Raw genomic sequence first — 13,762 nt, forward strand, 5'->3', positions numbered from 1 at the left:
ATGACCATCGCGCGCGGTCGCGGCGACCGCACTCTTCTCAAGCTGCGCAGTGCGGCGGGCGCCCCGCTGGGCATGCTCGATCGTGCCGGCGAGCAGATGTCCTTCTACGGCCGCGCCATCGGCTGGATCCCGCGCACCGTCGTGCACTACAAGAAGGAGACGCTGCGGCTGTTGGCCGAGGTGACCTTCGGTACGGGCGCGCTGGCGGTGATCGGCGGCACCATCGGCGTGATCCTCATGATGAGCGGCTTCACCGGTGTGGTCGTCGGGCTGCAGGGCTTCGCCGCCCTCGAGCAGCTCGGGTCCCAGGTGCTCACCGGATTCCTCTCGGCGTACGTCAACACCCGTGAGATCGCGCCGATCGTGGCGTCCCTGGCGCTGTCCGCGACGGTCGGTTGCGGCTTCACCGCGCAGCTGGGCGCGATGCGCATCTCCGAGGAAATCGACGCGCTCGAGGTCATGGCGGTGCCGTCGGTGCCGTTCCTCGTCTCCACCCGCATGATCGCCGGCTTCATCGCCGTCATCCCGCTGTACATCGTCGGCCTGTTGTCGGCCTACCTCGCGTCGCGCCTGGTCTCGACGGTGTTCAACGGGCAGTCACCGGGCTCGTACGACCACTACTTCTCACTGTTCCTGCCCCCGGAGGACGTGCTCTACTCCTTCGCCAAGGTGCTGGTCTTCGCGTTCGTGCTCATCATGATCCACTGCTACTACGGCTACACCGCGTCCGGCGGACCGGCCGGTGTGGGTGTCGCCGTGGGTCGCGCGGTGCGCGCCGCGATCGTCACCGTCGCCGTACTGAACTTCTTCCTGAGCCTCGCCATCTGGGGCACCACGACCACGGTGAGGGTGGCCGGATGAATCACGCCCCGTCCGCGACCAAGCGCAGACTGCTCGGCGTCGGGTTCCTGCTCGTCGTCGTGCTGTTCGTCGGGTGGTCGATCGCGAGCTACTCCAAGACCTTCAAGTCGGTGGTCATGGTCGACCTGGTCACCGACACCGTCGGCAACTCGCTGCCCGCCAACGCCGACGTCAAGGCCCGCGGCATGATCGTCGGCGAGGTGCGCTCGGCCACCACCGAGGACGGCCGGGTGGTCTCGAAACTCGCCCTCGAGCCGGACATGGTCTCGATGATCCCGTCCAACACCACCGCGCGCCTGCTGCCGAAGACGCTGTTCGGCGAGCGGTACGTGGCGCTGCAGATTCCGCAGGACGGCGCGAGTGCGAGTCCGATCGCCGAGGGCTCGGTCATCGAGCAGGACACCAGCGGGAACGCCATCGAGGTCGGCCAGCTGCTCGACTCGCTGCTCCCGCTGCTCGAGGCGATCCCGCCGCAGCAGCTCGCCAACACGCTCGGCGCGCTCTCCCAGGCGCTCGACGGCAAGGGCGAGAAGCTCGGTCTCACCATCGACCGGCTCGAGGAGATCTTCTCCGGTCTGAACACCGAGCTGCCGAACATCCAGGCGGATCTGCGCGGTATCGCCGACCTCTCGCAGACCTACTCCACCGCGGCGCCCGATCTGGTGGACGCGCTGGACGATCTACGCGTCACGGGCAACACCGTGGTGGAGAAGCAGAACGACGTCGAGACCCTGCTGGTGTCCGCCACCGGGTCGTCGGGCTCGCTGGCGGACCTCGTCCAGACCAACGCGGAGTCGATCGTGACGGTGGCGGCGGATTCGCGGGAGGCGCTCGAGCTGCTGGCCGAGTTCTCGCCGTCGTTCGGCTGCACGTTCACCGAGTTCGTCCGGGTGGCCGAGGAGGCCAAGAAGATCCTGTCGGTCGACGCGCCGTACCCGGGTGTCCGCGCCACCATCAACTTCGTCAACCCCAAGGGTCGGTACATCCCGAACCAGGACGAGCCGCGTCTGTTCGACACCCGCGGACCGTCGTGCTTCGACGACGTCACCACCCCGGGCAAGTTCTTCCCGCAGTACCCCGGCAGCGGCGTGAACGACGGCTCCTACCAGGTGCCGTCACGCAACCCCGGCCCGGCCATCGACCCGCCGCTGCCGAATCCGCTCGATTCCCCGGTGCCGGCGTCGTACGCCGGGTCGGACGTCGAACGTGACACGCTGGCCGTCGTGTACGGCTCCGGGTCCGGGCTGGCACCGGAGCAGGTGCCGGCCTGGACCACCCTGGTGGGCGCTCCTGCGCTCCGCGGCACGGAAGTGAGTGTGCGATGAGGGGATTGGCCGCACCGCTGGTCAAACTGATCGTCTTCGCGGTGGTCACCATCCTGGCCACGGCCGCCCTGGCGTTGACCATCGCCAACGGCGCCGGGTCGGGCAACACGAAGTTCTCGGCGATCTTCTCCGACGTGGCGTCGCTCAACGAGGGCGACGAGGTGCGCATCGCCGGCGTGCGCGTCGGCACGGTCGACAAGATCGAGATCTACGAGCGCGACCGCGCGCGCGTCGATTTCGCGCTGACGCAACGCGATTGGCTGCCCGCGAGCAGTACCGCGTCCATCCGGTACCGCAACCTCATCGGTCAGCGCTACATCGCGCTGGAGGAAGGCGCCGGAAACCAGGGCGAGAAGATCACCAGCGGCGCCACCATTCCGCTCGAGCGGACCCGGCCCGCGGTGAACCTCACCACGCTGTTCAACGGATTCCGTCCGCTCTTCCAGACCCTCACCGCGGACGACGTGAACAAGCTCAGCTACCAGATCATCCAGGTCTTCCAGGGCGAGTCCGGCACCATTGGTGATCTGGTGCGCGACACCGCATCCCTGACCAACACGGTCGCGGACAAGGACCGCGTGATCGGCGCCGTGATCGACAACCTCAACGGAGTGTTGGACACGGTCAACCGCCACGACAAGGACCTCGACCAGCTGATCGTCAACACTCAGCAACTGGTGTCCGGACTGGCCGCGGATCGCGACACGGTGGGTTCGGCGGTCACCTCGCTCGCCGGGTTGACCGATGCCACGGCGGATCTGCTCGAGCCGACCCGGCCGTCGATCCAGTCGTCCATCGCCTCGATCGACCAGCTGTCGACCAAGATCAACAACCGTCAGGCCGACTTCGACGCGATCCTGAAGAACTTCCCGGTCAAGTTGGAGAAGCTGATTCGCGTCGCGAGCTTCGGATCGTGGTTCCAGTTCTATCTGTGCGGCATCGACATCGTCGCCGGACCCGGGTACGCGCCGCAGTTGAACCTGCCCACCGGCCTGCCGACCATCAACCAGCCGCTCTACACGAACTCCGCGAAACGCTGTGCGGCAGGAGGTATTTCCTGATGGAGTCCCGTCGCAAGCCGGCCGTCGCGGGTGCCCTCGGCATCTTTCTCATCCTGATGGCCACGATGAGCGCGTTCTTCCTGGACTCGCTGCCGATCATCGGTGCCGGCACCAAGTACCGGGCGGACTTCTCCGAAGCCGCCGGACTCACCTCGCGCAACGAGGTGCGTATCGCGGGCGTCAAGGTGGGCACGGTCACCGACGTCTCGCTCGACGGCGACAAGGTCGCGGTCGAGTTCACCGTCGACGACGCGTGGGTGGGCGACAAGACGTCGGCCTCCATCCAGATCAAGACGATCCTGGGGCAGAAGTACCTGTCGCTCGAGCCCAAGGGCGACGAGCGCCTGAACCCTCGGGACGTCATCCCGATCGAGCGCACCACGGCGCCGTACGACGTCATCGACGCGTTCTCCGACGCCGCCCGGACCACCGGCGACATCGACACCACGCAGTTGGCGACCAGCATGGAGACGCTCTCGCAGGCGTTCTCCGAGACCCCGGACAACATTCGGGCATCGCTGGACGGGGTGACTCGGCTGTCGCAGACAATCGCCTCCCGCGACGAGCAGCTGTCCAAGCTGTTCGCGGCGACCAACACCACCACCAAGGTCCTGGCGGATCGCAATCAGGAGTTCACCCGGTTGATCGGTGACGCGTCGGTCCTGGTGCAGGAGTTGAACAATCGCCAGCGGTCCATCTCGCAGTTGCTCATCGGCACGCAGCGGGTTTCGCGTGAGCTGACCGGTCTGGTGCGGGACAACGAAGCCCAGATCGGGCCGGCGCTGGCCTCCCTCGGCCAGGTCATCGAGACCCTGCGGACCAACAACGAGAACATCTCTCGGGCCATCGAGATGTACGAGCCGTTCGTGCGGCTCTACACGAACATCGTCGGCAACGGCCGGTGGTTCGACCAGGTCATCGTCAACACGTTCCCGCCGGGTCTGCCCGACATTCCGGGGTACCGGGAGCCGATCCGCACGCTCGGTGTGGATCCCGTTCGCAGTCCGGGAGCAGGCCAGTGACCGCCGACCAGGATTCGTCGCGTTCGATGTTCACCAAGCGCAGTCTGGGACTGATCGCGGCCGTCGTCGCCGTCGTCGTCCTCGTGGTGTTCGCCCTGTGGTGGGCGTTCACGCGCCTCGGCACGACCACGATCACCACGTACTTCGACAAGTCCGTCGGCGTGTACGAGGGCACCGAGGTCCGGGTGCTCGGCGTCAAGGTCGGTGAGGTGACCAAGGTCGAGGGGCTCGGCGATCAGGTGCAGGTCGACCTGAGGGTGGACCGCGGCGTCGACATCCCGGCCGACGCGCGAGCGGTGCAGATTGCCCCGTCGGTGGTCGCGGACCGGTACGTCCAGCTCGCCCCCGCCTACACCGGCGGCGAGAAGATGGAATCGGGTGCGGTGATCCCGCGCGAGCGCACCGCGACCCCGGTCGAGGTGGACGAGCTGTACCAGAGCATCGACCAGCTGTCGGAGGCGCTCGGACCGAACGGTGCCAACCGCGACGGCGCCCTGTCCGATCTCGTGAGCACGGGTGCGCGCAACCTCGAGGGCAACGGCGAAGCGCTGAACGACACGCTGACACAGCTGTCCGGCGCGGTCGACACCCTGGACTCCTACCGCGGCGACCTGTTCGGCACGGTGCAGAACTTGCAGACCTTCGTCAGCGCTCTCGCGGCCAACGATCAGCAGGTGCGTGCGTTCAACGAGCAGTTGTCCTCCCTCACCGGCTTCCTGGCGGGGGAGCGGGAGAACCTCTCGCAAGCGCTGCAGCAGTTGTCGGTGACGCTGGGCGACGTGGCGGGCTTCGTTCGCGACAACCGTGATCAGCTGAGCACGGATCTGGATGCGCTCGCACCCACCACGCAGCTGCTGGCGGACAACCGCGGCAAGCTCGCGGACACGTTGACCCTGCTGCCGCTGGCCGTCGCCAACGTCGCGAACTCCTACAACGCGGAGAACGGGTCGCTCGACGCCCGGTTGATCTTCAACGAGCTCCAGGACCCCAAGACGTTCGTCTGCAGCCTGATCGACCTGCAGAAACTGCGTCCGGGTGATCCGCAGTTCGAGGCGCTCGGCCGGCAAATGCAACCGATCGTCGACAACTGCGGAACCATCGTCGACCAGGCCGTCGCCGGGGTGAAGACCCCGACGCTGGTGCTGCCGTTCGGCATTCTCTCCGCCGACAACATCCAGCGGAACGTGGAGCCGGGCACAGTGCCGGGCAACCCGTCCCCGCGCCTCGATCTCAACCTGCCCGGAATGTCGATTCCGCAGGGAGGGGAGTGACCGTGCGAGTTTCGCGTGCATCGACCCGCCTCGACAGTGTCCGCAGAACGCACCGCGACAGTGTCCGCAGAACGCACCGCGTTCGTGGTGTCGTCGTCGCCTCCGGCGCCTGCGTGATGGCCCTGACCGTCGGGGCGTGCGGCTCCGAGGGGGTCTACGGCATCCCGTTGCCGGGTGGCGCCGACGTCGGGTCCGACCCCATTCGCCTGACGCTGCAGTTCGACGACGTGCTGGACCTGGTGCCGCAGTCGACCGTCAAGGTCGACGGCGTCGAGGTCGGACGCGTCACGGACATCTCGGTGCCCGGCGATTCGTGGATCGCCGACGTCACGGTCGAGGTGAACAACTCGGTCGATCTGCCGGCGAACGCGACGGCGTCCATCCAGCAGACCAACCTTCTGGGCGAGAAATTCGTGCAGCTGTCGGTCCCCGAGGGCGACGCCGACGCGGCGCGCCTGATCGGCGGCGACACGATTCCGGTGGAGCGCACCCGCCACGCCACCGACATCGAGCAGGTGTTCGGCGCACTGTCGATGCTGCTCAACGGTGGCGGCGTCGCGCAGCTCGCCCCGATCGTCAAGGAGCTGAACACCGCGACCGAGGGCCGCGAGGACCGACTGCGCTCGTTGATCGAGCAGGCCAACACCCTCATCGGCGGGCTCGAGGAGCAGAAGGGCGACATCACGCGGGCTCTCGACGGTCTCGACGTGCTCACCGGAACCCTGAACCAGCAGACCGAGAAGATCGACCGCATCCTCGCGGACCTGCCGGTGGCCACGGAGGTGCTCGAGCAGCAGCGTCCGCAGCTGACGCAGTTGCTCACCCAGCTGGACCGGCTCGGCGAGGTGGGGACCGACGTCATCGAGCGCAGCAAGGACGATCTCATCGCCGACCTGCGCGCCCTGCGTCCGACGCTGCAGGAACTGGCGACGTACGGCGACGAGCTCATCACCGACCTCGCGTTCGTACCGACGTTCCCGTTCCCGGACGGCGTCGAGAAGATCGCCCAGGGCAACTCGGTCAACCTGTTCATCAGCGCGGACCTGCAGATCGGCAACCAGCTGAGCACCTTCGGTGTGGGTGAGGGCAATCCGATCTACAGCCCGCCCCTCAACGGTGAACCGAAGCCGCGGGTGGATCCGTCCAACCCGTACTACAACGGCAACGGGCCGCGACCGGGCTGGCCGACGGTGTCCCTGCTCCCGCTTCCGCCCGTGATCCCGTCGCCGACGCCGCCGCCGGGTGTTCCCGCCGCGGCGCCGCCGTCGGCGAATCCGCTCGACGGCATTCTCGAACAGTTCGGTATCGGCGCTGCCCCCGGCGCGCAGCCGGGAGGTGGACAGTGAGATCGAAGTTGGTCAGCACCCAGCTGGTCGCGTTCGTGGTGATCGCGCTGCTCGGCATCATCTATGTCGGTGCGAAGTACGTGCGGATCGATCAGTTGCTGGGTTTCGGTCAGTACACGGTGACCGGGCAGTTCGCGGACTCCGGCGGCATCTTCCAGAACGCCGAGGTCACCTACCGTGGCATTCCTGTCGGCCGCGTCGGCGCTCTCACCCTCACCGAGCAGGGCGTGGACGTGGCCCTGAATCTCGAGAAGGGCGGCCCGGACATCCCGTCCGACACCGTCGCCGTGGTGGCCAACCGCTCCGCGATCGGTGAGCAGTACGTCGATTTGCAGCCGCGGACCGATCAGGGGCCGTTCCTCGAGGACGGAAGCACGATCGCCGAGGCCGACACCTCGACCCCGACCCCGGTCGAGGATCTGCTGCGCAACGTCGACACGCTCGCCTCGACGGTGCCGAAGGACGATCTCCGCACCCTGGTCACGGAACTGGGTACCGGCTTCGAGGGCACCGGCACGGCGCTCGCGGGCCTCGTGGACTCTCTCGACACCTTCTCTCAGGACGGTCTGACGAACCTGCCGCAGACTCTCACCCTCATCCGGGACAGCCGCGTGGTCCTGGACACCCAGAGCGAGCAGTCGTCCGCGATCCAGCAGTTCAGCTCCGACCTCGCGCTGGTCACGGCGCAACTGCGGTCGAACGATCCGGACATCCGCCGCCTCATCGACAACGGCATTCCGTTCTCCGACGAGACGAGCGCGTTGGTGTCGCAGGCCGGCCCGGGGCTGACCACCAACCTCACCAACCTGGCCGGGGTCAGCGAAGCACTCAGCCCGCGGACGTTCGCCCTGCGGCCGTTGCTTCAGTTCCTGCCCGCCCTCGCGCAGGGTGCGAACTCGGTGAGCCCGGGTGACGGCACCATTCACTTCGGCATCGCGCTCGAGGTGAACAACCCGCCGTCCTGCACGCAGGGTTACGAGGGCACGCAGGCGATCATCGACGCCGAGTACGCCCGCAACCCCGACTTCGACCCGACGCAGCAGGACTTCCCGATCAACCTCGATGCGAATTGCACGGTGCCCCAGGGGTCGCTCACGGGCGTGCGTGGTGCCAACCGCGCGCAGTTCGCCGATCCCAACATCCCGCAGCCGTGGGACGGCAAGCCGAAGGTGGCGCCGGACCCCATCGATCTCAACCCCATTGCCACGCAGCTCGCCGCGCTGCTGGGCGTCACGGTTCGTCCCTGACGCGCCGGCTCGACCACCCGGTGGCCACCGGTCCCTGTCGGGGCCGGTGGTTACCGCCTAGTAGGGTGGCGATGTGACGCCAACCACCTCTTCGGCCCCGTCCTCCGCGGGCACCCGGTCCTGGCCGGTCGTCGCCGCGGCCGCGGTCTGTGCGGTCGCGGCGGTGCTCGCCGTGGTCTCGGCCGTGTTCTGGTTCCTCGCGTTCCGCGAGTCCTCCGCCGCGGCCACGCGTGACGACGCGCTCGCGGGCGCTCGACAGGCCGCGATCAACCTGAACTCCGTCGACGCGAACGATCTCGACAAGACCTTCGCCGACATCGAGTCCTCCATCACCGGAGACGAACTCACCTCGGGCCTGAACGACACGCGGGACCAGTTCCGCGAGCAGTTCGCCGACACCGGCGTCGTCACGACGGCGTCGGTGCAGCACGCCGCGCTGGTGGGCTTCTCGGCCGACGAGGGCACCGCGCAGTCGCTGATCGTCCTCACCACCGACACCACCAAGCCCAGCGGCAACGAGCGCTTCCAGAGCACGCTGCGACTCGAGCTCCAGGACGTCGACGGCACGTGGAAGGCGACGCGGATCCAGCCGATCGGGGAACGCATCCCCCTGCAGCTGCCGCAGTCGGCGACCACCGACCCCGCTGCGCCCGCCGACCCCGCCGCGCCCGCCGATCCGGCTGCGCCGGCCGACCCCGCCGCACCGACCGACCCCGCCGCGCCGGCGGATCCCGCCGCGCCGTCCGGCGGCCAGTGATCTCGCGCTAGGAGAGTCCATGCCCCCCGCACGTCGTCGTCCCCCCGTGGGCGCCACGCGTCCCCCGGCCGGAGCCGTCCGTCGCAAGAAGGTTGCCGGTCGACCCGCCGGCCCGGTGAACCCGGACACCACCGAGAGCACCGACGACACCGGCACCGCTACCGACACCGACGCCTCCGGGGCGGTCGATCTCTCGAAGCCCACGGCCGAGCCCACTCAGCCCACCGAGTCCGGCACCTCCACCGAGGCCGGCACGTCCACCGAGGCCGGCACGTCCACCGAGGTCGGCGCCGACGCCGCCGAGCCCCGCGTGCGTCGTCCGCTCTCGCCGCTCGTTCCGATCCTCGGGGCGCTGGCCGTGGTGTTCGCGGTGATCGCCGTTCTCGGGCTCGTGCGTCCGGGTGCACCGGAGGTGACCAACAGCGCCTGGGTCGACACCGGCGCCACCCTCGAGGTGACGTCGGCCGGGCGGGACGCGCTGCAGACGGTGTTCAGCTACGGCTTCGACACCATCGACCAGGACCAGGAGGCGGCGCGCGCCGTCCTGAACGACGAGCGTCGAGGGGAGTACGACTCGACGGCGGAGCAGACCAAGCAGGGTGTGCTGCAGACCCAGACGGTCACGACGGCGACGGTGACGGACATCGGGGTCTCGTTGCTCGACGGCGACCGCGCCGAGTTGGTGGCCAGCATGGACATCGCGGCTCGCCAGGACGGCGTGGACCAGGGGACAGTCCAGACTCCGGTGGCGTTCACGATGGAGCGGGTCGACGGCAAGTGGTTGATCGCCACCATCGACAACCGCTAGCGGACACGAACCCCGGTACGAAACGCCGCGCGCGCTCTTGACGCGGGGCGTCCGGGAGTCCACTCTGATTACCGGATTCGTCCGTCGGCCCGGTTTCGACCGGGTCTCGGCCGGGGTATCAACCCGGCGGATGCGGCGGACGCATCCCGATCGCCGAGGTTTCTGGGCGGCGCCGGAGCAAATGGAGGCACCGGGCGCCGACAGCGGGTCTCGGCGGACCTGCACCTCGATGTCGGCATCTCCTGCCGGTGCTCGTCGCCGTCCGTGACCCACGCGTGTTGCCATGTCCGCGTTTCTGGGGTACTTTTGGACGTTGCGCTGGGTGCCTCCTGTCATTCTCCAGACTCCGCCTCGATGGACACGTGTGTCCGTCGCTGCCGAGCGAGGGCTTCGTACGGGTTGTGACCAGCGGAGTTCCCACTCGAAAAGCAGATACAGCGACGGTCGCGCAGTGCAGCAAGCGGCCCGCGTGAGGTGCTGGAAGGACGCATCTTGGCAGTCTCCACCCAGTCCAAGGAAAACGCCGGAACCCCCGGAGCCCCGAAGAGGGTGTCGTTCGCGAAGATTCGTGAACCCCTCGAAGTTCCGGGGTTGCTCGATCTTCAGACCGATTCGTTCGAATGGCTCGTCGGAACCCCCGAGTGGCGTGCCCGTGCCGAGGCACGCGGCGACAGCTCGGTCAGCGGCGGCCTCGAGGACATCCTGACGGAGCTCTCGCCCATCGAGGACTTCTCCGGCTCGATGTCCCTCTCCTTCTCCGATCCGCGCTTCGACGAGGTCAAGGCCTCCATCGAGGAGTGCAAGGACAAGGACATGACCTACGCGGCGCCGCTGTTCGTCACCGCGGAGTTCATCAACAACAACACCGGTGAGATCAAGAGCCAGACGGTCTTCATGGGTGACTTCCCGATGATGACCGACAAGGGCACGTTCATCATCAACGGCACCGAGCGCGTCGTCGTGTCGCAGCTCGTCCGGTCTCCCGGCGTGTACTTCGACCACACGGTCGACAAGACCACCGAGAAGGACCTGCACAGCGTCAAGGTCATTCCGGGCCGCGGTGCGTGGCTGGAGTTCGACGTCGACAAGCGCGACACCGTCGGTGTGCGCATCGACCGCAAGCGTCGCCAGCCGGTCACCGTGCTGCTGAAGGCTCTGGGCTGGACCACCGAGCAGATCACCGAGCGCTTCGGCTTCTCGGAGATCCTCATGGCCACGCTGGAGAAGGACAACACGGCCGGCACCGACGAGGCGCTGCTCGACATCTACCGCAAGCTGCGTCCGGGCGAGCCCCCCACCAAGGAGAGCGCGCAGACCCTGCTGGAGAACCTGTTCTTCAAGGAGAAGCGCTACGACCTCGCTCGCGTGGGCCGCTACAAGATCAACAAGAAGCTCGGCCTGAACTCGGGCCTGCCCATCGAGGCGTCGACGCTGACCGAAGAGGACATCGTCGCCACCATCGAGTACCTCGTGCGTCTGCACGCAGGAGAGAAATCGATGACGGCTCCGGGCGGCGTCGAGGTGCCGGTCGAGGTCGACGACATCGACCACTTCGGCAACCGCCGTCTGCGCACGGTCGGCGAGCTGATCCAGAACCAGATCCGGGTGGGCCTGTCCCGCATGGAGCGCGTGGTCCGCGAGCGGATGACCACCCAGGACGTCGAGGCGATCACGCCGCAGACCCTGATCAACATCCGCCCGGTCGTCGCCGCGATCAAGGAGTTCTTCGGAACGTCCCAGCTGTCGCAGTTCATGGACCAGAACAACCCGCTGTCGGGTCTGACCCACAAGCGTCGTCTGTCGGCGCTGGGCCCCGGCGGTCTGTCCCGTGAGCGCGCCGGCCTCGAGGTGCGCGACGTGCACCCGTCGCACTACGGCCGCATGTGCCCGATCGAGACCCCCGAGGGTCCGAACATCGGTCTGATCGGTTCGCTCTCGGTGTACGCGCGGGTCAACCCGTTCGGCTTCATCGAGACGCCGTACCGCAAGGTCGTCGACGGTCGGGTCACCGACGAGGTCGACTACCTGACCGCGGACGAGGAGGACCGCCACGTCGTGGCGCAGGCCAACTCGTCGATCGACACGTCGGGTCGCTTCGTCGACGACCGCATTCTCGTCCGTCGTAAGGGCGGCGAGGTCGAGTTCGTCTCGTCCGACGACGTCGACTACATGGACGTCTCGCCGCGGCAGATGGTCTCGGTCGCGACGGCGATGATCCCGTTCCTCGAGCACGACGACGCCAACCGTGCCCTCATGGGTGCGAACATGCAGCGTCAGGCCGTGCCGCTGGTGCGCAGCGAGTCCCCGATCGTCGGTACCGGCATGGAGCTCCGTGCCGCCGTCGACGCCGGCGACGTCATCGTCACCGACAAGACGGGTGTGGTGGAGGAGGTCTCGGCCGACTACGTCACCGTGATGGCGGACGACGGCTCGCGCTCGACCTACCGGATGCGCAAGTTCGCCCGCTCGAACCAGGGCACGTGCGCCAACCAGCGTCCGATCGTGGACGAGGGTCAGCGTGTCGAGGCCGGCCAGGTGCTGGCCGACGGTCCGTGCACCGAGAACGGCGAGATGGCGCTGGGCAAGAACCTGCTCGTCGCCGTCATGCCGTGGGAGGGCCACAACTACGAGGACGCGATCATCCTGTCGCAGCGCCTCGTGGAGGAGGACGTCCTCACCTCGATCCACATCGAGGAGCACGAGATCGACGCCCGCGACACCAAGCTCGGTGCCGAGGAGATCACGCGCGACATCCCCAACGTCTCGGACGAGGTTCTCGCGGACCTCGACGAGCGCGGCATCATCCGCATCGGTGCGGAGGTCCGTGACGGTGACGTGCTGGTCGGCAAGGTCACGCCGAAGGGCGAGACCGAGCTCACCCCCGAGGAGCGCCTGCTGCGCGCGATCTTCGGCGAGAAGGCGCGCGAGGTGCGCGACACGTCGCTGAAGGTGCCGCACGGCGAGAACGGCAAGGTCATCGGCATCCGCGTGTTCTCGCGCGAGGACGACGACGATCTGCCTCCGGGTGTGAACGAGCTGGTGCGCGTCTACGTCGCGCAGAAGCGCAAGATCCAGGACGGCGACAAGCTCGCCGGCCGCCACGGCAACAAGGGCGTCATCGGCAAGATCCTCCCGCAGGAGGACATGCCGTTCCTGTCCGACGGCACGCCGATCGACATCATCCTGAACACGCACGGCGTCCCGCGTCGTATGAACATCGGTCAGATCCTCGAGACCCACCTGGGCTGGATCGGTAAGACCGGATGGAACGTTCAGGTGGCGACGGACGGCACTCGACCCGACTGGGCCGAGACGCTGCCGGAGGAGATGTTGGCGGCGGACGCCGACACCAACATCGCCACCCCGGTGTTCGACGGCGCCAAGGAGGACGAGCTGACGGGTCTGCTGTCGAGCACGATCCCCAACCGCGACGGCGATCAGATGGTCGGCGCCGACGGCAAGGCCACCCTGTTCGACGGTCGCTCCGGCGAGCCGTTCCCGTACCCGGTGTCCGTGGGCTACATGTACATCATCAAGCTGCACCACCTGGTCGACGACAAGATCCACGCTCGCTCGACCGGTCCGTACTCGATGATCACGCAGCAGCCCCTCGGCGGTAAGGCGCAGTTCGGTGGACAGCGCTTCGGTGAGATGGAGTGCTGGGCCATGCAGGCCTACGGTGCGGCGTACACGCTGCAGGAGCTCCTGACCATCAAGTCGGACGACGTGGTCGGTCGCGTCAAGGTCTACGAGGCGATCGTCAAGGGCGAGAACATCCCCGAGCCCGGTATCCCCGAGTCCTTCAAGGTGCTCCTCAAGGAGCTCCAGTCGCTCTGCCTCAACGTGGAGGTGCTGTCCTCGGACGGCGCGGCCATCACGATGGCGGACGGCGACGACGAGGATCTCGAGCGTGCCGCGGCCAACCTGGGAATCAACCTCTCCCGCAACGAGTCCGCCACCGTCGACGATCTCGCTCAGTGAGGTGCCGGGCGGCGCGGGGTTTCCCGCGCCGGCCCGCCCTCACCGATGTAGCAGCAGATAACTAACCCCGTCACCGGGGGAAA

At 67.6% G+C, this 13,762-nt stretch carries 10 protein-coding genes; all 10 read left to right on the top strand.

The features are described 5' to 3' along the window. The 10 genes from BMZ18_RS10020 to rpoB all read left to right on the top strand — a co-directional run bounded on the left by BMZ18_RS10020 (position 1) and on the right by rpoB (position 13,679). Positions 1-861, top strand: coding sequence for an MlaE family ABC transporter permease (locus tag BMZ18_RS10020; protein ID WP_068099510.1), 861 nt, complete (start codon positions 1-3; stop codon positions 859-861). Next, positions 858-2,186: an MCE family protein gene (locus tag BMZ18_RS10025; protein WP_068365721.1), complete on the top strand. Its 1,329-nt coding sequence runs from the start codon at positions 858-860 to the stop codon at positions 2,184-2,186. The genes BMZ18_RS10020 and BMZ18_RS10025 overlap by 4 nt, the downstream gene beginning before the upstream one ends. Further along, entirely contained in the window at positions 2,183-3,247 is a 1,065-nt protein-coding gene (locus BMZ18_RS10030; RefSeq protein ID WP_068099512.1) for an MCE family protein, read from the top strand. Before BMZ18_RS10025 ends, BMZ18_RS10030 begins: the two co-directional genes overlap by 4 nt. Further along, complete coding sequence (locus BMZ18_RS10035; RefSeq protein WP_068099513.1) at positions 3,247-4,269, top strand: MCE family protein; 1,023 nt, start codon at positions 3,247-3,249, stop codon at positions 4,267-4,269. The genes BMZ18_RS10030 and BMZ18_RS10035 overlap by 1 nt, the downstream gene beginning before the upstream one ends. Before the next feature lie 26 nt (positions 4,270-4,295). Next, positions 4,296-5,540: an MCE family protein gene (locus tag BMZ18_RS10040; protein WP_068365725.1), complete on the top strand. Its 1,245-nt coding sequence runs from the start codon at positions 4,296-4,298 to the stop codon at positions 5,538-5,540. Between the two features lie 116 nt (positions 5,541-5,656). Further along, the gene (locus tag BMZ18_RS10045) at positions 5,657-6,886 is read left to right on the top strand and encodes an MCE family protein (protein WP_068365722.1); all 1,230 of its coding nucleotides are present in this window, start codon (positions 5,657-5,659) and stop codon (positions 6,884-6,886) included. Then, positions 6,883-8,133, top strand: a complete 1,251-nt coding sequence (locus BMZ18_RS10050) for an MCE family protein (protein ID WP_068365723.1) — start codon at positions 6,883-6,885, stop codon at positions 8,131-8,133. Before BMZ18_RS10045 ends, BMZ18_RS10050 begins: the two co-directional genes overlap by 4 nt. A 73-nt stretch (positions 8,134-8,206) precedes the next feature. Further along, positions 8,207-8,890: an Rv1363c family protein gene (locus BMZ18_RS19670; RefSeq protein WP_074922136.1), complete on the top strand. Its 684-nt coding sequence runs from the start codon at positions 8,207-8,209 to the stop codon at positions 8,888-8,890. Between the two features lie 19 nt (positions 8,891-8,909). After that, entirely contained in the window at positions 8,910-9,698 is a 789-nt protein-coding gene (locus BMZ18_RS10060) for a hypothetical protein (RefSeq protein WP_074922137.1), read from the top strand. Between the two features lie 474 nt (positions 9,699-10,172). Beyond that, on the top strand, positions 10,173-13,679 hold the full coding sequence (gene rpoB, locus BMZ18_RS10065; RefSeq protein WP_068099518.1) for a DNA-directed RNA polymerase subunit beta: 3,507 nt from the start codon (positions 10,173-10,175) through the stop codon (positions 13,677-13,679). Positions 13,680-13,762: the final 83 nt, after the last annotated feature.

Source organism: Rhodococcoides kroppenstedtii (assembly GCF_900111805.1).
Classification (GTDB): domain Bacteria; phylum Actinomycetota; class Actinomycetes; order Mycobacteriales; family Mycobacteriaceae; genus Rhodococcoides; species Rhodococcoides kroppenstedtii.

Excerpts from the sequence above, each read along its gene's own strand:
- BMZ18_RS10020 (WP_068099510.1), top strand. The coding sequence starts at position 1 with ATGACCATCGCGCGCGGTCGCGGCGACCGCACTCTTCTCAAGCTGCGC.
- BMZ18_RS10025 (WP_068365721.1), top strand. The coding sequence starts at position 858 with ATGAATCACGCCCCGTCCGCGACCAAGCGCAGACTGCTCGGCGTCGGG.
- BMZ18_RS10030 (WP_068099512.1), top strand. The coding sequence starts at position 2,183 with ATGAGGGGATTGGCCGCACCGCTGGTCAAACTGATCGTCTTCGCGGTG.
- BMZ18_RS10035 (WP_068099513.1), top strand. The coding sequence starts at position 3,247 with ATGGAGTCCCGTCGCAAGCCGGCCGTCGCGGGTGCCCTCGGCATCTTT.
- BMZ18_RS10040 (WP_068365725.1), top strand. The coding sequence starts at position 4,296 with ATGTTCACCAAGCGCAGTCTGGGACTGATCGCGGCCGTCGTCGCCGTC.
- BMZ18_RS10045 (WP_068365722.1), top strand. The coding sequence starts at position 5,657 with ATGGCCCTGACCGTCGGGGCGTGCGGCTCCGAGGGGGTCTACGGCATC.
- BMZ18_RS10060 (WP_074922137.1), top strand. The coding sequence starts at position 8,910 with ATGCCCCCCGCACGTCGTCGTCCCCCCGTGGGCGCCACGCGTCCCCCG.